Below are 23,818 nucleotides of genomic sequence, written 5' to 3'. Positions count from 1 at the left end.
AGATCCACTATGAACAAAATCATCTACCCCGGCACCTTCGACCCAATCACCAATGGCCATGTCGATCTGGTGGAGCGGGCGGCAAAAATGTTTGACCAGGTTGTAGTTGCCATAGCCTACAGCGAGAAGAAGACCCCATTGTTCACGCTAGACGATCGTATCGATCTGTGTGAACAATCGCTGTCGCACCTCAATAATATTGAAGTCTGCGGGTTCAGCAATCTGCTGACAGATTTTGCCAAAAGCCACGATGCGCGTTGCGTGTTAAGAGGCCTGAGAACGGTTACGGACTTTGAGTACGAGTTTCAACTCGCGAATATGAATCGCGCCATGTATCCGGAATTCGAGTCGGTGTTTTTGACGCCCTCCGTCGACCTTTCCTATATATCGTCGTCGTTGGTACGTGAAATAGCATCAATGGGTGGTGATATTACACACTTTGTACCGACCCCGGTGCACACCGCGCTTACTGTAAAATTCAGCTAGCGAGCCCCTGCGCTCAACGCTGGCATACCGTGCAATACACCGTAGAGCGCTGCCCCAGCCTAACTTCGCGCAACTCGCGGCCGCAGCTGCGGCAGGGCTGTCCGCCGCGATCATAAACTGCCAGCTGCTGTTTGAAATAGCCTGGCTGGCCATCGCCGCCAACGAAATCCCGCAGGGTCGTGCCGCCTTGCTTGATGGCCGACCCCAACACACTTTTAATCGCCGCAACCAATAACTCATACCTTTGCAGCGATATTCGCCCGGCTGCCCGCAGTGGACTTATCCCGGCGCGGTAGAGCGCTTCATTGGCATAGATATTGCCAACGCCCACCACCACCTGACTATCCATGATGAAGGTCTTTATCGAAGCTTTGCGGCCACGGGAGCGCTGGTGGAGGTAGTTGGCGGTGAAATCCTCCAACAAAGGCTCCGGACCCAGATGACTCAATAACGAGTGCTCTGAGGGATCGCCCAGCGTCCACAACATACAACCAAAGCGCCGCGGGTCGTTATAGCGCAACAAACAGTTATTCGACAGCACGATATCCACGTGGTCATGACGGGCGGGCTGCTGCGCTTCAGTCAACACCCGCAGCGAGCCCGACATGCCCAGGTGCACAATCAAGGTGCCAGTATCGGTAGCAAACAGCAGGTATTTGCCGCGCCGCTGAATCTCTCCGATGGTAGAGCCGGGCAACTGGGTGTCGAGCTCCATTGGCACCGGCCAGCGCAGACGTCGGTCGCGCACGACAACCTTTTCAACCCGATAGCCTTCAGCGTAGGGAGCGACGCCGCAGCGGGTGGTTTCGACTTCTGGGAGCTCGGGCATAGACTTAGACTGGCAACACTATTAACGATCGATCATGCCTGGATGGCAGACACAAAAAACCCCGCAGCGCGGGGTTTCGGCAATCCAGATCAGTCATTACTTGATCTTGGACTCTTTATACAGCACGTGCTTACGAACTACCGGATCATACTTCTTCATTTCCAGCTTATCGGGGGTGGCGCGCTTGTTCTTGTCAGTGGTGTAGTAGTGCCCGGTTCCCGCAGACGACACCATTTTAACTTTTTCTCTCATATCAGTACTCCTTGCGGACGCGCCGCTTAAACCTTGCCGCCGCGTTCACGAATATCGGTAAGAACCTGTTCGATCCCTTTCTTGTCAATAATACGCATACCCTTGCTGGATACGCGCAAGCTGACAAAACGCTTTTGGGATTCTACCCAGAAACGGTGGTTGTGTAAGTTAGGCAAAAAACGGCGTCTGGTGCGGTTCTTTGCATGGGAAACATTATTTCCAGTTACCGGACGCTTACCGGTTACCTGACATACTCTGGCCATGATGGTCTCGCTCCCACTCTGGGAAATCTAATCAATAATTGCCGGACACCCGGTTTTCCTTGGTGTTACCCAGTGTTACTAAGGGTGCCCGCTAAACGGAGCGCGACTTTATACCAGAAGGACCCCCCATAGGCAAGTATTAAACCAAAACCGGGCTGGCCAGCGGCGTCCGAGCACGCTTACAACAGACCCGCCTCGGCAAACGAATACTGCTGCCCACGGCCGATTATGACGTGATCCAGCACCCGAATATCTACCAGATTCAATGCCGCCTGCAGGCGGTCGGTGATGCGCCGGTCAGCCTGGCTGGGCTCTGCCACCCCCGAGGGGTGGTTATGCGCGAAAATTACCGCCGCACAGCCCAACTCCAGCGCGCGCCGCACCACTTCGCGAGGGTATACCGCGGCGCCATCCAAAGTACCCAGAAAAAGGTCCTCGCAGCGAATCAGCGCGTGTTGGCTGTCCAAAAACAGGCAGCAAAATATCTCACGGCCCACCGTTGCCAGGTGGCAGCTGAGAAATTGTCGGGTATGCTCCGGGCTGGTGATGACCGCGCCGCGCTGCAAGGCCTCCAGCGCCAGTCGCCGCGCCAGCTCTATCGACGCCTGCAGTCGCGCACACTTGGCAGGACCCATTCCGACTTCGCGACCCAACTCGTCAGAGCTGGCGGCAATAATGCCATGCAGACTGCCAAAGCGCTGCAATAGCTTCCCTGCCAGAACCACCGCATTGCAACCGCCGCTGCCGGTACCCAGCAATATCGCCAGCAGCTCTGCGTCCGACAAGGCCTGCGGTCCACGCAGGATAAGCTTCTCCCGCGGGCCTTCACCGGCGGGCCATTGGGAAACGCTCATCATGCTCCTCCCTGAGTCTGTGAGCCTTATGTCAAAACCTGTGCGCGAGTGGTATCGTGCCCGCTTATTCGTGGAATTTCCGGTCTGGTCGAGCCAATGGGACAATTGTTCAATCGTAACGTGTTGCTGGGTATTAGTGGAGGCATTGCCGCCTACAAATCTGCGCAATTGGTGCGCGACCTGCAGGAGCTGGGGGCAACGGTAAGAGTCATCATGACCGCTGGGGCAACTGAGTTCATTACGCCATTGACGCTACAGGCTCTGTCCGGCAACCCGGTACATCAGCACTTATTGGACGCCGAGGCGGAAGCCGGTATGGGCCATATAGAGCTGGCAAGATGGGCCGATGTGATACTAATCGCGCCTGCCACCGCCAACTGCATGGCGCGACTGGCCAGTGGCGCTGCCGACGACCTGCTAACCACCGTCTGCCTGGCCAACACCGGACCAAAGTTGCTGGCGCCGGCAATGAATCAGGCGATGTGGCGAGACCCAGCTACAACCGCCAATCTCAATTTACTGCAGGAACGGGGGTTTCAGCTTGTGGGGCCGGCCGAGGGAACACAGGCTTGCGGCGATGTTGGCCCAGGTCGCATGGAGGAGCCCGCGGCAATTGCCCAGCGCACTTCAGCGCTGTTCGACTCTGACGTGCTGGACGGTATCAGCATCGTTATTACCGCCGGTCCGACCCGCGAAGCTATCGATCCGGTGCGCTACATCAGCAACCACAGCTCAGGTAAAATGGGCTTTGCGCTAGCCCGGGCAGCAGCCGACGCTGGCGCGCGCACGACGCTAATCAGCGGTCCGGTTAATCTCGATACCCCCGATCACGTCCAACGCACCGACGTGGTAACAGCACAACAGATGCATGACGCCAGTCTGGCTGCAGTCGCTGATTGCGATATCTTTATAGCCTGCGCAGCGGTCGCAGATTATCGCCCCGCTGAGGCGCTGGGGCAGAAACTCAAGAAATCGGCTGACACTCTGCAACTGGAGATGGTCCGCAATCCGGATATCGTCAGCGCCGTGGCCAACCACCCAGAGCGACCGTTCACCGTAGGTTTTGCCGCGGAGACACAGGATGTAGCGGCCTACGCCCAGGGCAAGCTGGAGGCCAAAAAGCTGGACCTGATCATCGCCAACGATGTCTCAGACACCGCAGCAGGCTTTAACAGCGAGAACAACGCCGTCGTGGTGATTGGGACTGACTATTACCAGGAGCTTGGTCTTGCCTCCAAACAACAATTAGGGCGACAGCTTGTCGCGCTTATCGCGGAGCAATATTTGGCTACCGTTGTGTAATTTTTTTGCATCCTCAAACGGCGGCAGTCCGGTATGATTAGCGCTGACTCAAAGGCGTAACCGAACATGTTCAAGAAAAAGCAAGATGCACAACCTGGCACTGCTGAACCCATTCAGGATATTGCCGCGCATAGCGACGTTTTTCAAAAGACCTGGCTGGTGGCAATGGCAGTCATGCTGATCCCACTGCTACTGGTATTCGCCTATCTGCTACTGATTCGCGAAAGCGCGGTACAAAGCCAACAAATAACGCTGCTGTCAGAAACTCACGCTGAACAACAATCAGCTGGTATTCGACAATTTTTCTCACGGCTTGATAAACGTTTGAAAACAGCCGCTGCGACGCCGCTTGCCGTTTCAGTGCTTGATATCAATGAGCCCGCAGCGATAACGGCAATAGAGCAGCAAATGCTGGCTTACTTCCCAGGTGCGGTCTCATTGCGATTGATTCGACTGGACGCCATGGGTACTGCTGGACTGGCTGACGACAATCAGGGCCTGCGCAATCACATAGAAGTCGATCTACTGCGACGGACCGCAAAAGGTGAAGATACCGCCCCCGAATCCTACAAATTTGAAGAGCGCTGGCTGACTTCACTGGCTGAGCAAGTCGTCAATTCGGGTACGCAAGACGCCAGTGCTGTGCTCATGGCTACCATCGACAACACATTATTGTCAGAAGTACTGGCTGCTGCAGGAGTGGATGCGGGCCGCAGCGCGCTGCTACAACTTTACCGCCAGGGTAATTACGAGCGAGCCGATGAAATCGCCGCTGCCGGATCCGGCAAGATCACGGATAAGAGCGCCACTGTCGATCTTAACGACGGGCTGTGGCAGCTGTCCTTTACTCCCTCCAAGGCGCTGGTAGCGGCCTATACACCGGCCACTATAATCCCGGCCATCATGGCGGCTATCGCCTTGTTGGCGCTGGTTTGCGGCATGTTGCTGTTGCGCCTGCATTACCGCAAAGCGTTGACCAAGGAAGTCGAGCTAATAGTGACTTCCGCCAGGAAGAAAGGCGCACTTATGTTGTCGGTTCCGGAGCTGCTGCCGATTGCCAAAATGCTGAGGCGCTCGCTGCAACGGCCTACATCCCAGTCAACAAATAGCCCTGGTGCAGCAACACCGCCACCCAAAGAGCCGACGCTAGCCGATGGCCATCTGGCGGCCCCCATGTTCCAAAACACGAGCATGATTGATGAAGAGCTGGAAACGCTGGATCTGGACACCGAGCCTGCACCTGAGCCCGAACCGGAGCCGGTGTTAGTTGATGATGGCATTCCCTCCCATATTTTTCGCGCTTACGATATTCGTGGTAATGCCGACGAAGAGCTCGACGACGAGATGGTCGAGAAGATTGGTTCGGCGCTGGGCTCGCTGGCTGGCGAACAAGGTCAACAGTCCGTTATTATCGCCTGCGATGGCCGGCTCTCCAGCCCTCGAATCAAATCGGCGCTGGGCAAAGCTCTGGCCGCCACCGGTCGCGACGTGATTGATATCGGCGCGGTCCCCACGCCGGTTCTTTACTACGCAACTCATGCTCTGGAAAGCCGCACGGGCATCATGGTAACCGGTAGTCACAACCCTATTGAAGACAATGGCCTCAAGATTGTCATGGACGGCAAACCCTTCGCCGGTGAAAAAATACAGGCACTGCGCGAACGTATCTCCAGCGGTGATTTCAGCACTGGCAAAGGCCGCCTGCTGAAACAGGATATCGTCGCTGACTATATCGACACCATAGTCGGCGATATGGCGATTGCCGTATCGCTGAAAGTAGTCATCGACGCCGGCAATGGTATAGCTGGCGCGGTAGCACCGCAGCTGCTCACAGAACTGGGCTGCGAAGTTGTGCCCATGTACTGCGAGGTAGACGGCAACTTTCCCAATCACCACCCGGACACCTCGGATGAGAGCAATCTGCGGGACTTATGCCAGCGCGTAGTAGCTGAAGGCGCTGATATCGGCGTTGCCTTCGATGGTGATGGTGATCGGCTAGCGGTGGTTTCGGCGGAGGGCGAGATTATTCGCACCGACAAGCTTCTTATGATTTTTGCCCAGGACATTGTTTCTCGTAACCCCGGTGCAGATGTCATCTTTGACGTTAAATGCAGCCGCCACCTTATCCAGCTGGTGAGTCGCTATGGTGGCCGACCCATCCTGTGGAAGACCGGTCACGCCTTCATGAAAGAGAAAATGCAAGAGACAGGTGCACTGCTTGGCGGTGAGTTTTCCGGCCATATCTTTTTCGGCGAGCGCTGGTTTGGTTTTGATGACGGCATGTACTCAGCCTGTCGTCTGGCTGAGATCATCAGCGCCTCAGATCAAGGTCTGACACCGCTGTTGGCCGACTTCCCCAACACCCAAAATACCCCGGAAATCAAACTACCGGTCAGTGATGCTGACAAATTCAATATCGTTAGTGCGCTGGCCGAGCAGGGCAACTTCAGCCCCGGAAAGATCAACACACTTGACGGAGTACGCGTCGATTACAGCGATGGCTGGGGCCTGTTACGAGCGTCCAATACCGGACCCGCACTGACCGCTCGCTTTGAAGCCGAAGACATCGAAGGGCTGGAGCGAATCAAAAACCAATTTAGCGAACAGCTAAAAGCCGTGGCCAACATCGAAACCAAATTTTGAGAAACCTGAGTCTGCGGCTAGACTCCGCTTTTTGCACTGGGAACTGTCTATGTCACTAGATCTGGATACGCCGGATAATATTGCTAAGGTGCTTACCGAAGCATTGCCCTATATCCAGCGCTTTGCCGGCAAAACTATCGTCGTAAAATACGGCGGCAATGCCATGATAGACCCCAACTTGCAGGAGAGCTTTGCCCGCGACATCGTGCTGCTGAAGGCGGTCGGTGTTAACCCGATAGTAGTCCACGGCGGCGGTCCCCAGATAGGACAACTGCTCGAGAAGCTAGGCATTAAGTCGACGTTTGTTGACGGCATGCGGGTCACTGACAGCGCCACCATGGACGTCGTAGAAATGGTTCTGGGCGCCAGCGTCAACAAAGAAATCGTGTCGGCTATTAATCGCAACGGCGGCAAAGCCATTGGCGTCACCGGCAAAGACGGCCAGATGATCAGGGCTCGTAAACTTAAGGTAACGCGCGACTCCCCGGGTCTTCAGGCGCCCGAAATTATTGATATTGGCCACGTTGGTGAAGTTGAAAAAATCGACGTTGAAGTCCTCAATATGATGCGCAGCAGCAACTTCATTCCTGTCATAGCACCTATCGGTGTAGGCAAAGACGGTAGCTCCTACAATATCAATGCCGATCTCGTCGCTGGCAAGCTGGCCGAGGTACTGCAGGCCGAAAAGCTGATGTTATTAACCAACGTTGAAGGCCTGCTGAACAAAGATGGCAAGATACTGACCGGGCTAAGCACCGCCCAGGTAGACGAGTTGATCGCCGATGGCACCATTTACGGCGGTATGCTGCCCAAGATCAGCTGCGCATTGGATGCGGTAAAAGGCGGTGTTGCCAGCTCGCATATTATCGACGGACGAGTTCCTCATGCGGTACTGCTAGAGGTATTCACCGACCGCGGAGTCGGGACACTGATCACAAATCGCAGCTAATTAGACGAAAACCGTCTAACTGCTTAGGCTTTTATATTGCAGCCCTGCGGTGTTCTCGTTAGCATGGCCGTTCCCGTTTAGCGAGTCCCCCATGTCGCCGAGAAAATCCCAGCGCCGCCAGCAAATTCTAGAAGCATTGGCGCAGATGCTGGAAGCCAGCCCAGGTGAACGTATAACCACCGCCAAATTAGCTGCCCAAGTCGGGGTGTCTGAGGCGGCTCTTTATCGCCACTTCCCGAGCAAATCCAAGATGTTCGAAGGGCTGATTGAATTTATTGAAGAAACCCTGTTTTCCCGCATCAAGGTCATTTTGGCCGAAGACCCACACGCCCTCAGCCGCTGCGAAAAAATGCTGGGCTTATTGCTGGGGTTTACCGAACGCAATCCCGGTATAACCCGGATCCTCACCGGCGACGCGCTGGCAGGAGAGACGGAGCGACTGCACGCTAGAGTCGCGCAACTGTTTGATCGTTTTGAAGCACAGCTCAAGCAAGTGCTGCGCGAGGCAGAAATTCGCGAGGGTCTGCGCCCACGATTGCCGGTTAACAGTGCAGCCACTTTACTACTGGCTGCCGCGGAAGGTCGTATATCACAGTTTGTTCGCAGCGGCTTTCAGCGTCCGCCGACCGAAAACTGGCCAGAGCAATGGCAACAACTGAGCCACGATTTCTTCAAGCAAACACCGGTAGCTGCCAACCCAAACCAGGCCGGCTATTCGGGCTAGCGCAGTTACTCTAAAGCCGAGCGGCTATAGCGCCTGCGTATCTCTACTTTCTCCAACAACTGCTCGAAACGACCAATATCACGCTCAAAGCCAGCGTAAACTTCTTCTTTCTCACGACTGCGTTCGATGATATTTTTTTCCGCTTCATCAATTTCGTAACGCAGGGCGTCTATCGCAGAAAGAATTTCCTCTGGCACTTCGCCACCGCGGCGTTCTACATCGGCGGCCCGGGTCTGATTGTTCTCTACCTGCGCTTTCAGCGAGCGAACATTGCCCTTGAGGATACTGATACGAATTTGCAATTCACTGAGAGCTCGCTCACGTGCGGCCTCAATATCCTCGATACTGCTATACCTTAATAGCAATGATTCGTCCCACTGTTGTAGTCGCTCCGCTTCTCGCTCAGCAACAATCCGCGCTTTTTGCGCTTCCGTGCGGCTGGCAATCTCCTCCGCCGTCGGAGCAGGGGCAAACTCCTTGTATACGCTATAATCTGAATTCAGCATTTCGTAGCCGTTATCTACGTATTCAGCGGGTATGCTATGTCCGACGACCACATTGCCATTGTCGTCGAGATAGCGATAGATGTAACCCGATGCGTAGGACAGAGTCGGCAGCACAGACAAAACCGCCAGCAATACCGGCAGCGCCCGGCGCCGAGAGCGGAAAAGCCCCGTCAATGTGTTTAGTTCGCCCATTACACCCTATGTTTTTGAGTTGCTTACTAAAGTAAGCTATCAGGAAATACCGTATTTTGCTCGGTAGCTTTCCATTTCTGCGACCAAGGTACTCACAGAATCACCCGAGGCCTGCAGATATTCGATTAAATCCCCCAGGCTAATAATATTGATCACGTGCAAATCGTGTTCTTTTTTGAGCTCCTGAATCGCTGAGAGTTCCCCACTACCCCGCTCCTGTCGGTCCAGCCCAATTGCCACGCCCGCGCAACTAGCGCCGTGCTCAGCAATAATCTGCATAACCTCCCGAATCGCCGTGCCAGCCGTGATGACGTCATCAATCACCAACACACGGCCCTCCAACGGAGCGCCCACCATAACACCCCCCTCGCCATGTGCTTTAGCCTCTTTGCGGTTATACGCATACGGGATATCTATGCCATGGTCACGCGACAGTGCGACTGCCACCGTGGCCGCCAGCGGAATTCCTTTGTACGCCGGGCCCAGCAGAACATCAAACTGAACGCCGGATTCAACGATAGCAGCGGCATAGCACTGACCGATCGCTGCCAGAGAGGCACCCGTACAAAACGCACCGGCATTAAAGAAATAGGGGCTGATACGCCCCGATTTGAGGGTAAATTCACCAAATTTTAGCGCGTCTACCGACTGCGCCAGCTCAATAAAAGATTGTTGATAAGGCTTCATAATGTTCCGCAATTATGGGATGTAGGAGTCAGGCTACAGTTTCCTGTATCGCCGGAATGCTGTATAAAGTCACACTGTACGCGGCGTTCAGACCAGCACATCATAATTGTAACGATCACGAACGCTTCGCGCGACCACTTCGCTAGACTATCGTCGCTGCTTGTCTTACAAGCTCTTCATTCAAGGAGCCAGAAATGAGGATCATCAGTTTCAGCGCTGACGGCATAAAAAGTGCTGCTGATAAAGGATTTTACCAATGGATGCGCGATCAGGATGCAGATTTTGTGTGCGTGCAGGATTTGCATTGCAGCGAATATGACCTGCAGGCCGATACCTTTTTCCCGTCAGATTATAATGCCTACTTCTACGACCACGTTGACGGCAAGATCAATGGGGTAGCGATCTACTGCAAAACGCTACCCAAAGCCATCATGACCGGGCTGGGCTTCACCGACTTTGATATGGAAGGGCGCTACATCCAGGCCGATTACAGCAATATCAGTATCGGCTGCATTGTGGTACCTGAGGGCGGCGAGCCGGGCAGTGATGAAGCGGCCCGTAAGGCAGAGTTCCTGAACCTGTTGCAAGCGCACCTCGGTAAGGTCCGCAACAAGCGCCGCGAGTTCATCATTTGCGGCGGCTGGAACCTGGCACACACCGCTGCGGATGTGCAGGACACCGATAGTAATAGTAATCACAGCGGATTTCTGCCGGAAGAAAGGCAGTGGCTGGATGAAGTGCTGGAGCTGGGCTACGTGGACGCGTTTCGTGAGATTAACTCAGATCAGGACGAATTCAGCTATTGGCCAGACGGTGACCGCGCCAGCAATGGCTGGCGTAGCGACTATCACCTGATTTCCAAAGGCTTGAAATACCAGGTTGAATACGGAGCGATCTATAAGAGCCAGGAATTTTCCCGGCATGCTCCGATCATCATGGACTATGATATTGAGCCGGTCTGAGTAGCAGCGCCGATCAGCCCTGTGCCAAAACGGCTTTTTGCAGGGTGATGAGCTCGTTGATGCCAGATTCGGCCAGCGCCAACATAGAGTCCAACTCCGTTCGGGAGAACGTAGCGCCCTCAGCGGTGCCCTGAATTTCAATAAACTCACCGCCGTCGGCCATAATCACATTCATATCCGTGTCAGCACTGGAGTCCTCTGGATAGTCCAGATCCAACACGGGTTGACCGTCGACAATGCCTACGGAAACAGCAGCTACCATGGCTCGCAACGGATTCTGTTTAACCAGACCCTTGGCCTGCAGACTGGCAATAGCATCAACCAAAGCAACACACGCGCCGGTAATGGAAGCGGTACGGGTACCGCCATCCGCCTGAATCACATCACAGTCCAGGGTAATGGTATTTTCACCCAATTTGTCTAAATCCAGCGCGGCGCGCAGTGAGCGCCCAATCAAACGCTGGATTTCAACCGTGCGACCACCCTGTTTGCCACGGGCTGCTTCACGGCCCATGCGGCTGTCGGTTGAACGCGGCAACATGCCATATTCAGCAGTTACCCAGCCGCGGCCCTGACCGCGCATAAAGCGCGGCACGCCGGCTTCAGCACTGGCGGTGCAGATTACCCGGGTGTCGCCAAAAGACACCAAAACCGAGCCCTCTGCGTGACGGGTGAATTCTCGGGTAAAACTGATTTCGCGTAGTTGCTGTGGCGCGCGGCCGCTAGGTCTGGTCATGATTTCTCTATCACTGGCTGAGGAAGGGCGGTGATTATACGTCAAACCAGTGTACTGCTAGAATCGGAACCGCTAAACAGCGGCCAAATAATTGCCCAGACAGGATTTGTGAATGATCAAAAGTATGACAGCATTTGCGCGCGAGCGCGGTGAATGCTCCCAGGGCTCGCTAGTTGTTGAGTTACGGTCGGTTAATCATCGCTATCTGGATTGTTATTTTAAACTACCAGATCAACTGCGGGCGCTGGAGAATAAATGGCGCGACATCCTGCGCAAAGATCTGGCTAGGGGCAAAGTAGAGTGCCAGGTACGCTGGCAAGCAGAAGCCAACAACTCAACGGAAATCAGCGTCAATCTGCAGCAGTTGCAACATCTCAATGGCGCCGTCGCCCAGGTCGAAGCACTGATGGACAACCTGCAGCCGGCGACGGCCCTGCAAATACTGGCCTGGCCAGGTGTGTTAGACAACGCCGGTGAGAGTGGCGATGAAGACGAAGTGCTGGCTCTGGCCGACAAGGTTATGAAAGCAGCGCTGCAGACCCTGATTGACAATCGCCTCCGTGAAGGCACGCAGCTGGCAGCATCGATTCGCCAACGACTTAATGCTGTCGGTGAGCAGGTAGCGCTAACCCGCGAGCTAATGCCTCAGCTGCTGCTACAGCAGCAACAGCGAATCGAGAAGAGGCTGCAGGATATCAACCTTGAGCTGGAACCCCAGCGGCTAGAGCAGGAGCTGGTTCTCATAGCTAGCAAAGCAGACGTCGAGGAAGAATTGGATCGTCTTGATGTCCATGTCGAGGAGGTGGGGCGAGTGCTTGAGCAAGGCGGCCCCTGCGGGCGCCGTCTTGACTTTCTGATGCAGGAGCTGAATCGCGAAGCAAACACCCTCTCATCCAAGTCAATTGCCAGCAGTACGACTCAAAACGCGGTAGAATTAAAGGTTCTTATCGAGCAAATGCGCGAGCAAATTCAGAACCTGGAGTAAATCGCAAACATGAGCACAATCGGCACGCTATATACCGTTTCCGCCCCCAGCGGCGCCGGCAAGACCAGCCTGGTGGAGGCCCTCACTCAGGGCTCAGAGCACGTTCAGGTGTCGATCTCGCACACCACCCGCCCGATGCGGCCCGGGGAACAGGATGGGGTGAACTACCATTTTCTGACCCACGCCGCGTTTGCCGAAATGCTCAAGCGCAATGCATTTCTTGAACATGCCACTGTGTTCGGCAACAGCTATGGGACGTCGGCGCAATGGGTGGAAAGCCAGCTACAGCAGGGTCTGGATGTGATTTTGGAAATTGACTGGCAGGGCGCTGCACAAATCAAACGGCTGCGACCCGACGCTGTCGCCATTTTTATCCTGCCACCGTCACGCGCCGAACTGCAGCAGCGACTGCAAAAGCGCGGTCAGGACGATGCCAGCGTTATTGAGCGGCGCATGGCGGAAGCGGTGGACGAAATTTCTCATTTTGACCACGCTGATTTTGTAGTTATCAACGACCAATTCGACCGCGCCTTACAGGAATTACGCTGTATTCTTGAGTGCCATCGCCTGCGTGTGGGCGTGCAGGCGCACCGTTGGAAAAGTTTGCTGCAGGATTTACTGTCCTAAGACCGTGTTTTTGTTATAATTGTCGGTTCTCTCGGGCAGAGGTATCGCCCGACCCACGGTTTTTGGTCATTTGCGCCGGTCTCACAAGGCCAGCGCAGCGACCTTTGTTAGAACACAGGAATAGAAAATGGCTCGAGTTACCGTAGAAGATTGTCTGGAAAACGTCGCCAACCGCTTTGAACTGGTTATGGTTGCCAGCAAAAGAGCACGTCAGCTCGCAACTGGCGGCAAAGAGCCCATGGTAGCGGAGGAGGCTGATAAGCCGACCGTATTGGCCCTGCGCGAAATTGCCGGTGGTCACGTCAACGCCGATATTCTGGTTCGCGAAGAAGAAATCAATGCCGAGGAAGAAATGATCGTCGCCATGGAAGCTTCTACCAGCGCGGCAGAACCACAGCCTCTCTAACGCCAGCGCACCCGTTCACGCTCGAGGGGGTCGAGCTACTCAATGCAAGCCATCGACTCTCTCAGCGAAAATCTCAGTAGCTACCTCAGCGCCGACCAGTCCAATCTGGTCAAACGTGCCTATTATTTCGCCGAGCAGGCCCATCATGGCCAGTTCCGTCGCAGCGGCGAGCCCTATGTCACCCACCCGCTAGCGGTGGCACGTATTCTTGCCGACATGCACATGGACCATCAGAGCCTGATGGCGGCCATGCTGCACGACGTGATTGAAGACACCGGTATCGACAAATCAGCCATAGACCAGCAATTTGGGTCTACCGTGGCGGAATTAGTAGACGGCGTCAGCAAACTGACCCAAATCGAGTTCAGCTCACAGGCGGAAAAGCAGGCCGAGAACTTCCAGAAAATGGCGCTGGCGATGGCCAAAGATATCCGTGTCATTTTGGTCAAGCTGGCCGATCGCCTTCACAACATGCGTACCTTGGGCGTTCTGCAACCGGAAAAGCGGCGCCGGATTGCCAAGGAAACTCTGGAAATGTACGCCCCCATCGCGCTGCGCCTGGGGATGAACAACGTGCGTATGGAGTTTGAAGATCTGGGCTTTGGCGCCATGCACCCGATGCGCTTCGAACGCATCAAGATTGCACTGCGCAAGGCGCGGGGTAACCGTAAGGAATTGGTCGAACAAATTGGTCAGCAGGTCCAGGCCTACCTGATTCAGGAAGGCCACGCGGCAGAAGTGGTCGGCCGCGAAAAACACCTGCATAGCATCTACCAGAAGATGAAATCAAAACGCAAAAGTTTCTCCGAAATCATGGATATTTTTGCCTTTCGTATCATTGTTGACTCGGTGGACAGCTGCTATCGAGTGCTGGGCTGCGTGCACAATCTCTACAAGCCTGTGCCCGGTGAATTCAAGGACTACATCGCCATCCCCAAGGCCAATGGTTACCAGTCACTGCACACGGTTTTGATGGGCATGCACGGTGTGCCCATCGAAATACAGATCAGAACTCGCGAAATGGAAGACATGGCCAACAATGGCATCGCCGCGCACTGGCTGTACAAATCCAGTGAGGGTGTCAACGGGGCCAGCCACGCCCGCGCCCGCCAGTGGGTGCAGGGGCTACTGGAAATGCAGCAACGCGCGGGCAATTCCCTGGAGTTCATAGAAAGCGTCAAAATCGACCTGTTCCCCGACGAAGTCTACGTGTTCAGCCCAAAGGGCAACATTATGGAGCTGCCCCGCGGAGCCACCGCAGTCGATTTTGCCTACGCGGTACATACCGACGTGGGCAACAGCTGCGTGGCGTGCCGGATTAATCGTCGCCTGGCGCCCTTATCTGAGCCTCTGCAAAGCGGCCAGACCGTAGAGATTCTAACCGCACCGGGAGCGCGGCCCAATCCATCCTGGTTCAACTACGCGGTAACGGCCAAGGCGCGCACCAATATTCGCCATTTTCTGAAGCACCAGACCCGGGAGGACTCGATCGCGCTCGGTCAGCGTATGCTGGACAAGGCACTGGGCGCCCTGAAAGGCAGCCTGGATACAGTCGACCCCGAGCGCCTGCAAGGCTATCTTCAGCGGGGCGAATATGAAGGCCTCGACCAGCTTCTGGAAGACATCGCACAGGGCAACAGGGTCCCCACCATCACCGCACAGCATCTGCTGGGCCAACATCCCGACGAAGGTACCGAGGAAGGTAGTAGCTTCAGTGCTGAGCCGGTCGCCATTCGTGGTACCGAGGGCTTTATGGTCAGCTACGCCAAATGCTGCCACCCCATACCAGGTGATGCCATCGCCGGCTACATCAGCTCAGAACGGGGCATGGTGGTGCATCGCGATGGTTGCCACAACCTGGCAGAGCTGCGTGGTAATACCGAAAAACTGGTTCCATTGCGCTGGGATGAACAGGTTGAGGGCGAGTTTAACGTCACCCTGCGCGTCGAGCTGGAGAATCGACGCGGCATGATTGCCGTGCTGGCCACCAGAATCAACAGCATGGACGTCAACATTCTTAAGATCAGTAGTGAAGACAAGGACTATCAGTTCAGCTATGTCGACCTTGAAATGGGTGTGCAGAACCGTGTTCACCTGGCCCGTATCATGAAACGTATCCGTACCCTCAAGGAAGTCCACAAAGTCAATCGAGTCCGGCATTGAGAACCGGCGCAGGAGCATCACATGAGCAACCGCAGTATTATTTCAACACCCGCCGCACCGGCGGCTATCGGGCCCTACTCACAAGCCGTCAAAGTCGGCAATACCATTTGGGTATCAGGTCAGATTCCTCTGGACCCCGAGTCCATGGAGGTTGTATCGGGTGGCATAACGGAGCAATCAGAGCAGGTATTTAAAAACCTGGCCGCTATTGCAGACGCGGCCGGCGGGGGCCTCGCCAAGGCCATTAAAATCAATATCTCTTTAACCGATATGGCGGATTTTGCCGCGGTCAATGAAGTGATGAAGCGCTACTTTCAGGAACCCTACCCGGCCCGTGCCTGCGTACAGGTGGCTGCACTACCCAAGGCAGTGGCTATCGAGATTGAAATGATTATGGCTGCGTAGTTCTAACTTTGGGTTCCAGCGTGCAGGGCTAAGCTGCTGCGCTAAAACTCAGCACGCCGCTGCAGTACTTCAGAATAACCACTGCGATAATCCGGGTACATTAGTTGGTAACCGGAATCCTTTAAGCGCTGGTTACCACAGCGCTTACTACCGGTTCGGGTTGACGTAGGCGGCTCGCGCAAAGCCGCTACTCCCATTTCGCCAGCCAGCCAGGTCTCAATCTCAGACAGCCGGCAGGGCAGGTCATCTACACCCGTATAACAATCTGCCAACTGTTGGCCCTGCGCAGCCAAACTGAGTAGATGGGCCAAAAAACCAACGCAGTCATCCCGATGAATCCGATTACTATAGGCGGACTCGGGGTCAGTATTAACCTCTCCACGCGCGATTCGCTCCAACAAGCGGCTGGGCAAGCGCCCATAGATACCCGCAAACCGAATCAGGGATACCTGATGATGGCTGTCCAACAATAGCTGCTCGGCCGCACCGATCGCCGCGGCCGCAAAACCACTGAGTTCAAGAGGCGACTCTTCATCAACCCAGCGCCCCTCGCAGTCGCCATAAACACGGGTACTGGAGACAAACAACAGCTGTTGCGATGGCAGATCTTGCCACGCCGCCAACAGGTTGCTGACGGCATCGACATAGCCTTTTTGGTAGCCGGCGGCATCATAGCTGGCAGGCACCGGAGTCATAACGGCATTACCCACCGCCAGCTCGCGTAAACGCGATTGCTGTGACGGGTCTGAATAATCCAGAGACGAAGCCGAGAACACCGACGGTAGTTGGTCCACATGACGCCGCACTGCGGCTATCTCATAACCAGCGGCGTGCATTTGCAAACCCAACGCAGTTCCAAGATCACCACAACCGAGTAGCAATAATTTTTTTGACTTCATTTTGATCTCACTCACTGGTACAACTATACGCCCACTTAATCAGCATGGCTCACTTCCACCAACCAACTATCCAGCATGCCCAAATCAGCACAACAATTAGTTACCAGCCCAGTCGCCAATTTACGTGGCGTGGGCCCGCGCATGGCTGAAAAACTCGCCGCGTTGGGTATCGAACAGGTTCAGGACTTACTGTTTCACCTGCCTCTGCGTTACCAGGATCGCACCCGCATCACGCCTATGGGAGCACTGGCGGCCGGCTCGGACGCGGTTATCGAAGGCGAGGTCAGACTGGCCGATGTCAGCTTCGGTCGCCGCCGCTCGTTAGTGTGCAAGATGCAGGACGGCACCGGTAGTATCACTCTACGCTTCTTCCACTTTTCCGGCGCCCAGAAAAATAACCTGAGCCCGGGCACGCGGTTGCGATGCTACGGCGAAGTCCGGCGCGGAGCTTCCGGGCTGGAAATGTATCACCCCGAGTACACTCAGCTCGATAGTGATCAGCCCGACCCTGTGGCTACCAGCCTGACGCCGATCTATCCGACCAGTGCCGGTTTAACGCAGGCAACCTGGCGCAAGCTGTGTGGGCAGGCGCTACAAACACTGGCGCACGGTGCCTTACCAGAGCTGCTGCCCGCTACCAGCAGTAGCATGGCCTTGCACGAAGCGCTGAGCTATCTGCACAACCCACCCCCGGACGCACCGCAACAATTGATTCGCGACGGCCGCCACCCAGCGCAGCTGCGGTTGGCGCTGGAGGAATTAGTGGCACATAACCTGTCGCTGGAAAAGCTACGTCGACAACAGCGCGCTGTGGGCGCCCCAATAATGAATACCGACCGCACAGCACTGAATGAATTCACCGCGGGACTGGGTTTTAATCTGACCGCAGCGCAGCAACGTGTCAGTGCGGAGATAGCCGAAGATCTAACCAGCGGCCTACCCATGCTGCGGCTGGTACAGGGCGACGTTGGTTCCGGTAAGACGGTGGTTGCCGCCTGCGCAGCGCTGCAGGCGATTCGCAGCGGCTATCAAGTGGCGATTATGGCACCGACTGAAATACTGGCAGAACAACACTGGCAGGGGTTTCAACAATGGTTTGAACCTCTGGGTATCAAGCTGGTTTGGTTAACCGGGAGGCTAAAGGGAAAAGCCCGCGCCGCAACACTGGAACAATTAGCCGACGGCTCGGCAGCGCTAGTAGTGGGTACCCACGCCCTGTTCCAGCAGGATGTTGCCTTTGCCGGGCTCGGACTGGTCATCGTCGACGAACAACACCGTTTTGGCGTCCACCAACGGCTGCTGCTGTCAGAGAAGGGCAATGCTCAGATCGGACGCCCGCATCAGCTGGTGATGACGGCGACCCCCATTCCACGCACGCTGGCAATGGTTGCCTATGCCGATCTGGACTGCTCCATTATTGATGAGCTTCCCCCTGGCCGCCAACCGGTGCAGACCCTCCTGATCGATAGTAGCCGCCGCGATCAAGTAGTAGAACGCGTCGCCGCTGCGGCAGCTCAGGGGCGTCAGGTGTACTGGGTATGCACCTTGATTGAAGAGTCCGATGCGCTGCAGGCACAGGCGGCTGAAGTAGCCTGTGCCGAACTGCGCGAAGCCCTCCCCGAGATTCCTATAGGCTTGGTTCACGGTCGCCTTAAGCCCGCTGAGAAAGCCGGGGTCATGGCCGCTTTTAAGGCCGGCCAGGTGCAGCTACTGGTTGCTACGACAGTAATCGAGGTCGGTGTCGATGTGCCCAATGCCAGCCTGATGATTATCGAAAACCCTGAACGGCTTGGGCTGGCGCAACTACACCAATTGCGCGGCAGGGTCGGCCGCGGCACTGAAGCCAGCCATTGCGTGCTGCTCTACCAAACTCCCTTAGGCAAGACCAGTAAGTCACGTCTAAGTGCTATGCGCGAGAGCAATGACGGGTTTTACATTGCTGAGCGGGATATGGAACTGCGCGGGCCCGGCGAAGTACTGGGCACTCGCCAAACCGGAATTATGGAGTTTAGGGTCGCCGATATCTCACTGCATGCGGATTTGTTGCCAACCGTGCAGCAACTCGCCCGCGAACTGGCAGAGTCCGACGCTCGAGTCGCCGATCAGCTGGTGCGGCGTTGGCTGGGCAGTGCCGAGCGCTTCGCCAGCGTCTAATCTGGCGGTCGCGTTACGCCAACCCGCTGCCACAGCTCCTCGACCTGCTCCGCACCCATCTCCTCCAGCAACGCCATATTGTTCACCGGAATATCCTGAGTGTCTGGGTAGCGCTCGATCGCCTTACTGAGCATGTTTTCGCGTAAAAGGTGAATAGTAGGCCGCGGACTGCGGTTAGTGTAATGCGACAAGGCCTGCTCCGGTTCTCCGGCAAACAGGTAATGCGGATGAAAACTGGCGAGTTGGATGACACCCTCGAGGCCGGCTCGCTGCAACCGGATCTGACATTGCTCGAGCCGCTCCAGAAATAGCATAAAGTCTTCCAGACCGGTGTCATACACCAGCAAGGTGGTGGACACCTCAGCCTCCGGCACCCGCTGCAACAATGCCAGCTCCTGCTCGAATTGGCGCAGCTGCTGCGCCGCATTAGACGCTTCGCAAACCGTTATTCGCAGAGACGTGTCACGCAATACTGGCGCCGCAAACGGGCACAGACCCAGCGCCAGCACACATTCATCGAGCCAGCGTCGGGTCAGACGTTCTGCTTCAGTCAAGAATAGCCGGCAGTAGTTTCTGCAGGGTCATCTTGTCCTTGGTCGCCTCGCCGGTCAGCGCGAAACCAAGCAGGTCTCCCGCCGCATTACGAAACTCAGCGTGCACGTTATTGCCATCTTCTTGTATCTGCCACTCGCCCTCGGTACCCGGCGCGACAGGAGACACTACCACCGGACAGGCTGGCGTCTTGATGGTCACTGGCATGGCCGGATAGACCACATCAGTAGCGTCGCCAGCCAGAGTCTTACCCAATGCTCGCGCGGCTGCCATCAGAGGTGCAACATAAACCATGACATGCCCTGCTACTTCGGCACAGTCGCCCAGCGCGTAAACGTTAGCCGCACTGGTTTCCAACAAGCGATTGGTCACAATGCCACGATTGGTAGCAATACCCGCCTGCTTGGCGAGGTCCACGCGAGGCCGCACACCAACGCCGGAAACAACCATATCTGCAGCAATGGTCTGACCGTTATCCAGGGTAACGATGACACCTTTTTCTGCTTTGTTTACGGCTTTGACCAGCGGACCAAAGTGAAACTTGGCGCCTTTCTCCTCGAGCCCGCGTTGCACCGCCTTTCCAGCCGGCTCTGGCAACAGCGTTGGCAGGCAGTAACCCAGTGGGTCTACCGTCTCAACTTCGAAACCACCGTTGAGCAGGTCATTGGTAAATTCACAACCGATCAGGCCAGCGCCAATAACACAGACGCGTTTGACGTCGTTCTTGGCAACGGCCTTGCGGAAATCATCGTAGTCCAACAGATCATTGACCGAATACACATACTCCAGTGCATCCCCTTCGATGGGGGGACGAATAACATCTGCGCCCACACTCAATACCAACTTGCCATAGTGAATAGCGGTCTGGGCATCGCCGACCTTGATCAGCTGGTTTTCGGTGTCGATCGCATTGACGTTAGTCATGGCCCAGACACTAGCCTTGAGCTGGCGGCCCATACCGCCGGCGTCCAACTGCGCCAAGGCATCGGCGTCCTGATCCCGGGTATAACCGGTGGACAGCATCGGCTTGGAATACGAACGTCCATCATCAGAGGTAATCAGAATCAGTGGTGTCTCGCTGTCATGCTTGCGAAACTCTTTGGCCAAACCGTAGCCAGCCAAGCCAGTACCCAGAATGACCACGGGGGCGTGAACGGTGTCCGCCACCGGTTCTTCATGATGCGGTACCTGCTCTACCGGGGCCTCTTCAATCAGCTCAAAGTCTTCCTTGCCAACACCACAGTCGGGGCACAGCCAGTCTTCTGGCACGTCTTCCCATTTGGTGCCGGCCGCAATGCCGTCATCAGGCCAACCTTTGGCCTCGTCATATACCAGTCCACAGACAATACATTCCCACTTGCTCATGATCGATTCTCTCTTGCTTAGACACTGTCACTAGGCCTGCAATTCAGGCAGCTGCAGTGCCGTAAGTACTTACTAACTATAGAAAAATTTGGCGAGGCAACACTATAATGTTGTGTAAAAATTGTGCAAGCGCTTAATCCCTCCAACAGAGCGAGATTTTATCCCGCTGCACTGTATTTGAAACCGGCCTGTGGCACAATCTGCGGCCTGTGTTAAACCTGACTTCCAGCCCCGACCCCCACTGGCAAGACCAGCAAACCATGCTGCCACTGCGACTGGCACAGGTGCGCAGCTGGCTGCTGGACGAGGGCTCACTCACCAGCTCACTAATAGCTGCCAGCAACGGCGACTTCGAGGTATGTCGGCTGCAACAGTCTTGGCGTATCCCGATGCCATCAGAGCGCCGCGCCCTTAACATGGCCACACGACAACTGGCCCTGGTGCGCGAAGTCACCTTACTCTGCCACCAACAACCCTGGGTGTTTGCGCGCAGCGTGATCCCCGCCGCAACCCTGGACGGCCCGCTTAGGCATCTACGCCGGCTCAATCAGCAGTCGCTGGGCGCGCTAATATTTCGTCATCCAAAGCTCGGTCGCAGTCCTTTTCAGCTGGCTCTGTTAGCCGGCAACCATACCTACATACCGGCGCAGCTGCAGCAGCGCGAAAGCGCCTGGGCGCGACGCTCTTGCTTTCGCTTACACAATAAGTCGCTGCTGGTGAGTGAGGTTTTCCTGCAGCCATTTTGTCGCTGGCAGCAACAGTCGCTGCAACAATCAGGGTAGGTGTCGGACGTGGAAGCGTGTAAGCTACTCTCGCACCGAGTTGACTAAAACGCCATGAGCCAAAAACCCCCACGGATTCGCGTCTGGCTTACGCTCATCCGTTTCGACAGACCCATTGGTAGCCTGCTATTGCTGTGGCCCACGCTATGCGCACTGTGGATAGCGTCCGGTGGCATTCCGTATGTCGATCTACTGGTAATCTTTATACTGGGCACCTGGCTGATGCGCTCAGCAGGCTGTATCGCCAATGATCTTGCTGATCGAGACCTGGACGGTGCCGTCTCTCGCACCCGGACACGACCGCTAGTCGTTGGTCATGTCGGTGTCAACGAAGCCGTCATTCTCTGCGGCACACTCGTGCTACTGTCATTCGGCTTAGTTCTGCTGACCAACACCCTCACGATACTGCTGTCATTTGGCGCCCTGCTATTAGCCGGGCTGTACCCCTTTATGAAGCGCCATACCCATCTGCCGCAGGTCGTGCTGGGCGCGGCCTTCTCTTGGGGCATACCGATGGCGTTCACCGCCGCCGGAAATTCATTACCCCCAGAGCTATGGCTGCTATTCACCGCCAATCTGTTGTGGACCGTCGCATACGACACTCAGTACGCCATGGTAGATCGCGCCGATGACATCAAGATAGGTATTAAGTCCACTGCCATCCTGTTTGCTGATATGGACAAGCTGATGATCGGCATTCTGCAGGGGCTAACCTTGCTTGCACTGCTGATGATGGGGCAGCGCTTTGACCTCGGCATGGCGTTCAACCTGAGCCTGCTGGCAGTTGCAGCATTGTTTGGCTATCAACAATACCTGATCAAAGACCGCAAGCCAGAGCTTTGCTTTAAGGCGTTCCTCAACAATAACTACGTCGGTCTAGTACTATTTGCTGGTGTAGCTACAGATTATTGGATGCGCCAGGGTGGATGAAACGAAGGTTGTTACGGAGGCCATAGAAGCGCGTTTTATCGCCAGTATCAGCGAAATACCTGCAGCACAGTGGAACCAACTGGCAGGCATCGATTACCCCTTCCTGCGGCATGAGTACTTGCTGCTGCTGGAAACCAGCGGCTGCACCGACCGTGAATCGGGGTGGGTACCGCTGCATCTGACCCTGTTTCGGGGCGAGCAGCTGATAGCCTTGATGCCGCTTTACCTGAAAAGCCACTCTTACGGTGAGTACGTTTTCGACTGGAGCTGGGCCGATGCCTGGCATCGCAATGGTCGCGATTATTACCCCAAGCTGGTCACCGCGGTTCCCTTCACCCCCGCCACCGGGCCGCGGCTGTGTTTGGCCGAGGGCGAATCTGCAGCAGAGATATACCCGCTGCTGCTACAAGCCGTTAAGCAAATGGCGGAACAACAGGAGGCCTCTTCTTGGCATGTCCTGTTCCCGGATGAAGAAGCTGCGCAAGTATTGGAAGCCAGCGGCATGGCGTTGCGCACCGGCAGCCAATTTCACTGGTTCAATCAAGGCTATACCAATTTTGATGAATTCCTCGGCACCTTCAACAGTCGCAAACGTAAAAGCCTGCGCCGCGAACGCCGTGCGGTCGCAGAGCAGGACATAGAGCTACGCACACTGACGGGGGCTGAGATCAGCTCTGCCGACTGGGAGAAGTTTCACTTCTTTTACCAAATGACCTATGCCAAACGCAGTGGTCATGGAGGTTACCTCAACAAAGAATTTTTCCTCGGCCTTGGTGACGCCATAGGCGAGCATTGCGTGATGGTGCTGGCCTATCAACATCAGCAACCGGTGGCGGGCGCACTGTATTTTCGTTCAAGTAACACCCTTTTCGGCCGCTACTGGGGCTGTGAGCAGGAGCTTGACTGCCTGCACTTTGAAGCCTGTTACTACCAGGGCATAGATTATTGTATTGCCCAGGGGCTGCAACGCTTTGACCCTGGCGCCCAAGGTGAACACAAGATCCAGCGTGGCTTTACGCCGATAAAAACCTGGTCAAATCACTGGATTGCCGACCCCGGCTTCGCTGCTGCCATTGCCGATTTTACGCGTCGAGAGCAAGAGCACACCGAGCAATATATCGATCAGGCGGCGACGTTTCTGCCTTTTAAACAGACAGAGTAAAGC

Annotated in this window: 25 protein-coding genes; 15 read left to right on the top strand and 10 right to left on the bottom strand. The window is 55.6% G+C overall.

Annotated features, from left to right (window positions below):
• Positions 1-9 precede the first annotated feature (9 nt).
• Positions 10-486 carry a pantetheine-phosphate adenylyltransferase gene (gene coaD, locus EYC98_RS03990; protein ID WP_279244009.1) on the top strand — a complete coding sequence of 159 codons (477 nt, stop codon included), beginning with the start codon at positions 10-12 and terminating at the stop codon, positions 484-486.
• Between the two features lie 13 nt (positions 487-499).
• On the opposite strand, the gene mutM is transcribed toward coaD, so the two are convergent.
• The 4 genes from mutM to radC all read right to left on the bottom strand — a co-directional run bounded on the left by mutM (position 500) and on the right by radC (position 2,684).
• Complete coding sequence (mutM, locus tag EYC98_RS03985; RefSeq protein ID WP_279244008.1) at positions 500-1,315, bottom strand: bifunctional DNA-formamidopyrimidine glycosylase/DNA-(apurinic or apyrimidinic site) lyase; 816 nt, start codon at positions 1,313-1,315, stop codon at positions 500-502.
• A gap of 96 nt (positions 1,316-1,411) precedes the next feature.
• Positions 1,412-1,567 carry a 50S ribosomal protein L33 gene (gene rpmG / locus EYC98_RS03980; RefSeq protein ID WP_279244007.1) on the bottom strand — a complete coding sequence of 52 codons (156 nt, stop codon included), beginning with the start codon at positions 1,565-1,567 and terminating at the stop codon, positions 1,412-1,414.
• 26 nt (positions 1,568-1,593) lie between these two features.
• A complete protein-coding gene (gene rpmB / locus EYC98_RS03975) occupies positions 1,594-1,830 on the bottom strand; it encodes a 50S ribosomal protein L28 (protein WP_279244006.1) in 237 nt (78 codons plus the stop codon).
• Positions 1,831-2,009: 179 nt separating this feature from the next.
• A complete protein-coding gene (gene radC, locus EYC98_RS03970) occupies positions 2,010-2,684 on the bottom strand; it encodes a RadC family protein (RefSeq protein ID WP_279244886.1) in 675 nt (224 codons plus the stop codon).
• A 96-nt stretch (positions 2,685-2,780) separates the two neighbouring features.
• Between radC and coaBC the strand changes: the two genes are divergently transcribed.
• The 4 genes from coaBC to slmA all read left to right on the top strand — a co-directional run bounded on the left by coaBC (position 2,781) and on the right by slmA (position 8,302).
• A complete protein-coding gene (coaBC, locus tag EYC98_RS03965) occupies positions 2,781-3,986 on the top strand; it encodes a bifunctional phosphopantothenoylcysteine decarboxylase/phosphopantothenate--cysteine ligase CoaBC (protein ID WP_279244005.1) in 1,206 nt (401 codons plus the stop codon).
• A gap of 66 nt (positions 3,987-4,052) precedes the next feature.
• Positions 4,053-6,629, top strand: a complete 2,577-nt coding sequence (locus tag EYC98_RS03960; protein WP_279244004.1) for a phosphomannomutase/phosphoglucomutase — start codon at positions 4,053-4,055, stop codon at positions 6,627-6,629.
• Positions 6,630-6,678: 49 nt separating this feature from the next.
• Positions 6,679-7,578, top strand: a complete 900-nt coding sequence (argB, locus tag EYC98_RS03955; protein WP_279244003.1) for an acetylglutamate kinase — start codon at positions 6,679-6,681, stop codon at positions 7,576-7,578.
• Between the two features lie 91 nt (positions 7,579-7,669).
• On the top strand, positions 7,670-8,302 hold the full coding sequence (slmA, locus tag EYC98_RS03950; protein WP_279244002.1) for a nucleoid occlusion factor SlmA: 633 nt from the start codon (positions 7,670-7,672) through the stop codon (positions 8,300-8,302).
• Between the two features lie 5 nt (positions 8,303-8,307).
• Here the strand turns inward: slmA and EYC98_RS03945 are convergent, their stop codons facing one another.
• Both EYC98_RS03945 and pyrE read right to left on the bottom strand, forming a co-directional pair.
• On the bottom strand, positions 8,308-9,000 hold the full coding sequence (locus tag EYC98_RS03945; protein WP_279244001.1) for a hypothetical protein: 693 nt from the start codon (positions 8,998-9,000) through the stop codon (positions 8,308-8,310).
• Positions 9,001-9,039: 39 nt separating this feature from the next.
• Positions 9,040-9,687, bottom strand: coding sequence for an orotate phosphoribosyltransferase (gene pyrE, locus EYC98_RS03940; protein ID WP_279244000.1), 648 nt, complete (start codon positions 9,685-9,687; stop codon positions 9,040-9,042).
• A gap of 194 nt (positions 9,688-9,881) precedes the next feature.
• Here pyrE and EYC98_RS03935 point away from each other — a divergent pair, with 194 nt between their 5' ends.
• Positions 9,882-10,649 carry an exodeoxyribonuclease III gene (locus EYC98_RS03935; RefSeq protein WP_279243999.1) on the top strand — a complete coding sequence of 256 codons (768 nt, stop codon included), beginning with the start codon at positions 9,882-9,884 and terminating at the stop codon, positions 10,647-10,649.
• Positions 10,650-10,662: 13 nt separating this feature from the next.
• On the opposite strand, the gene rph is transcribed toward EYC98_RS03935, so the two are convergent.
• Entirely contained in the window at positions 10,663-11,385 is a 723-nt protein-coding gene (gene rph, locus EYC98_RS03930; protein WP_279243998.1) for a ribonuclease PH, read from the bottom strand.
• 112 nt (positions 11,386-11,497) lie between these two features.
• Here rph and EYC98_RS03925 point away from each other — a divergent pair, with 112 nt between their 5' ends.
• The 5 genes from EYC98_RS03925 (at position 11,498) to EYC98_RS03905 (ending at position 15,971) form a co-directional block, all read left to right on the top strand.
• Positions 11,498-12,370: a YicC/YloC family endoribonuclease gene (locus tag EYC98_RS03925; protein WP_279243997.1), complete on the top strand. Its 873-nt coding sequence runs from the start codon at positions 11,498-11,500 to the stop codon at positions 12,368-12,370.
• Positions 12,371-12,379: 9 nt separating this feature from the next.
• Complete coding sequence (gene gmk / locus EYC98_RS03920) at positions 12,380-12,997, top strand: guanylate kinase (RefSeq protein WP_279243996.1); 618 nt, start codon at positions 12,380-12,382, stop codon at positions 12,995-12,997.
• Positions 12,998-13,124: 127 nt separating this feature from the next.
• Positions 13,125-13,403, top strand: coding sequence for a DNA-directed RNA polymerase subunit omega (gene rpoZ, locus EYC98_RS03915; RefSeq protein ID WP_279243995.1), 279 nt, complete (start codon positions 13,125-13,127; stop codon positions 13,401-13,403).
• Positions 13,404-13,445: 42 nt separating this feature from the next.
• Positions 13,446-15,566 (top strand): bifunctional GTP diphosphokinase/guanosine-3',5'-bis pyrophosphate 3'-pyrophosphohydrolase, encoded by a 2,121-nt coding sequence (gene spoT / locus EYC98_RS03910; protein ID WP_279243994.1) that lies wholly within the window; start codon positions 13,446-13,448, stop codon positions 15,564-15,566.
• A gap of 21 nt (positions 15,567-15,587) precedes the next feature.
• Entirely contained in the window at positions 15,588-15,971 is a 384-nt protein-coding gene (locus EYC98_RS03905) for a Rid family detoxifying hydrolase (RefSeq protein WP_279243993.1), read from the top strand.
• A gap of 41 nt (positions 15,972-16,012) precedes the next feature.
• On the opposite strand, the gene EYC98_RS03900 is transcribed toward EYC98_RS03905, so the two are convergent.
• Positions 16,013-16,870: a Rossmann-fold NAD(P)-binding domain-containing protein gene (locus tag EYC98_RS03900; RefSeq protein WP_279243992.1), complete on the bottom strand. Its 858-nt coding sequence runs from the start codon at positions 16,868-16,870 to the stop codon at positions 16,013-16,015.
• A 75-nt stretch (positions 16,871-16,945) separates the two neighbouring features.
• On the opposite strand from EYC98_RS03900, the gene recG reads away from it, so the two are divergent.
• The gene (gene recG, locus EYC98_RS03895; RefSeq protein ID WP_279243991.1) at positions 16,946-19,024 is read left to right on the top strand and encodes an ATP-dependent DNA helicase RecG; all 2,079 of its coding nucleotides are present in this window, start codon (positions 16,946-16,948) and stop codon (positions 19,022-19,024) included.
• On the opposite strand, the gene EYC98_RS03890 is transcribed toward recG, so the two are convergent.
• Complete coding sequence (locus EYC98_RS03890) at positions 19,021-19,578, bottom strand: DUF1415 domain-containing protein (protein WP_279243990.1); 558 nt, start codon at positions 19,576-19,578, stop codon at positions 19,021-19,023. The two genes, recG and EYC98_RS03890, sit on opposite strands and share 4 nt — an antisense overlap.
• A complete protein-coding gene (locus tag EYC98_RS03885) occupies positions 19,571-20,941 on the bottom strand; it encodes an FAD-dependent oxidoreductase (protein ID WP_279243989.1) in 1,371 nt (456 codons plus the stop codon). The genes EYC98_RS03890 and EYC98_RS03885 overlap by 8 nt, the downstream gene beginning before the upstream one ends.
• A gap of 209 nt (positions 20,942-21,150) precedes the next feature.
• Here EYC98_RS03885 and EYC98_RS03880 point away from each other — a divergent pair, with 209 nt between their 5' ends.
• From EYC98_RS03880 to EYC98_RS03870, 3 genes are read left to right on the top strand one after another with little or no spacing between them, the layout of a single operon-like run.
• On the top strand, positions 21,151-21,723 hold the full coding sequence (locus tag EYC98_RS03880) for a chorismate--pyruvate lyase family protein (protein ID WP_279243988.1): 573 nt from the start codon (positions 21,151-21,153) through the stop codon (positions 21,721-21,723).
• A 54-nt stretch (positions 21,724-21,777) separates the two neighbouring features.
• Positions 21,778-22,653 (top strand): 4-hydroxybenzoate octaprenyltransferase, encoded by an 876-nt coding sequence (ubiA, locus tag EYC98_RS03875; protein ID WP_279243987.1) that lies wholly within the window; start codon positions 21,778-21,780, stop codon positions 22,651-22,653.
• On the top strand, positions 22,646-23,815 hold the full coding sequence (locus tag EYC98_RS03870; protein ID WP_279243986.1) for a GNAT family N-acetyltransferase: 1,170 nt from the start codon (positions 22,646-22,648) through the stop codon (positions 23,813-23,815). The genes ubiA and EYC98_RS03870 overlap by 8 nt, the downstream gene beginning before the upstream one ends.
• Positions 23,816-23,818 lie beyond the last annotated feature (3 nt).

The organism is Candidatus Litorirhabdus singularis, from assembly GCF_026262625.1.
Taxonomy (GTDB): Bacteria; Pseudomonadota; Gammaproteobacteria; order Pseudomonadales; family Halieaceae; genus Litorirhabdus; species Litorirhabdus singularis.
The sequence above is the reverse complement of the archived record's forward strand: the minus strand, read 5'-3'. Positions and strand labels throughout refer to the sequence as shown.

Bases quoted from the DNA above. Each gene is read 5' to 3' on its own strand.
- spoT (WP_279243994.1), top strand. From the start codon at position 13,446: ATGCAAGCCATCGACTCTCTCAGCGAAAATCTCAGTAGCTACCTCAGC.
- rph (WP_279243998.1), bottom strand. From the start codon at position 11,385: ATGACCAGACCTAGCGGCCGCGCGCCACAGCAACTACGCGAAATCAGT.
- rpoZ (WP_279243995.1), top strand. From the start codon at position 13,125: ATGGCTCGAGTTACCGTAGAAGATTGTCTGGAAAACGTCGCCAACCGC.
- EYC98_RS03905 (WP_279243993.1), top strand. From the start codon at position 15,588: ATGAGCAACCGCAGTATTATTTCAACACCCGCCGCACCGGCGGCTATC.
- argB (WP_279244003.1), top strand. From the start codon at position 6,679: ATGTCACTAGATCTGGATACGCCGGATAATATTGCTAAGGTGCTTACC.
- EYC98_RS03960 (WP_279244004.1), top strand. From the start codon at position 4,053: ATGTTCAAGAAAAAGCAAGATGCACAACCTGGCACTGCTGAACCCATT.
- EYC98_RS03945 (WP_279244001.1), bottom strand. From the start codon at position 9,000: ATGGGCGAACTAAACACATTGACGGGGCTTTTCCGCTCTCGGCGCCGG.
- gmk (WP_279243996.1), top strand. From the start codon at position 12,380: ATGAGCACAATCGGCACGCTATATACCGTTTCCGCCCCCAGCGGCGCC.
- slmA (WP_279244002.1), top strand. From the start codon at position 7,670: ATGTCGCCGAGAAAATCCCAGCGCCGCCAGCAAATTCTAGAAGCATTG.
- EYC98_RS03900 (WP_279243992.1), bottom strand. From the start codon at position 16,870: ATGAAGTCAAAAAAATTATTGCTACTCGGTTGTGGTGATCTTGGAACT.
- coaBC (WP_279244005.1), top strand. From the start codon at position 2,781: ATGGGACAATTGTTCAATCGTAACGTGTTGCTGGGTATTAGTGGAGGC.
- recG (WP_279243991.1), top strand. From the start codon at position 16,946: ATGCCCAAATCAGCACAACAATTAGTTACCAGCCCAGTCGCCAATTTA.
- EYC98_RS03935 (WP_279243999.1), top strand. From the start codon at position 9,882: ATGAGGATCATCAGTTTCAGCGCTGACGGCATAAAAAGTGCTGCTGAT.
- pyrE (WP_279244000.1), bottom strand. From the start codon at position 9,687: ATGAAGCCTTATCAACAATCTTTTATTGAGCTGGCGCAGTCGGTAGAC.
- EYC98_RS03885 (WP_279243989.1), bottom strand. From the start codon at position 20,941: ATGAGCAAGTGGGAATGTATTGTCTGTGGACTGGTATATGACGAGGCC.
- coaD (WP_279244009.1), top strand. From the start codon at position 10: ATGAACAAAATCATCTACCCCGGCACCTTCGACCCAATCACCAATGGC.
- mutM (WP_279244008.1), bottom strand. From the start codon at position 1,315: ATGCCCGAGCTCCCAGAAGTCGAAACCACCCGCTGCGGCGTCGCTCCC.
- radC (WP_279244886.1), bottom strand. From the start codon at position 2,684: ATGAGCGTTTCCCAATGGCCCGCCGGTGAAGGCCCGCGGGAGAAGCTT.
- ubiA (WP_279243987.1), top strand. From the start codon at position 21,778: ATGAGCCAAAAACCCCCACGGATTCGCGTCTGGCTTACGCTCATCCGT.
- rpmG (WP_279244007.1), bottom strand. From the start codon at position 1,567: ATGAGAGAAAAAGTTAAAATGGTGTCGTCTGCGGGAACCGGGCACTAC.
- EYC98_RS03925 (WP_279243997.1), top strand. From the start codon at position 11,498: ATGATCAAAAGTATGACAGCATTTGCGCGCGAGCGCGGTGAATGCTCC.
- rpmB (WP_279244006.1), bottom strand. From the start codon at position 1,830: ATGGCCAGAGTATGTCAGGTAACCGGTAAGCGTCCGGTAACTGGAAAT.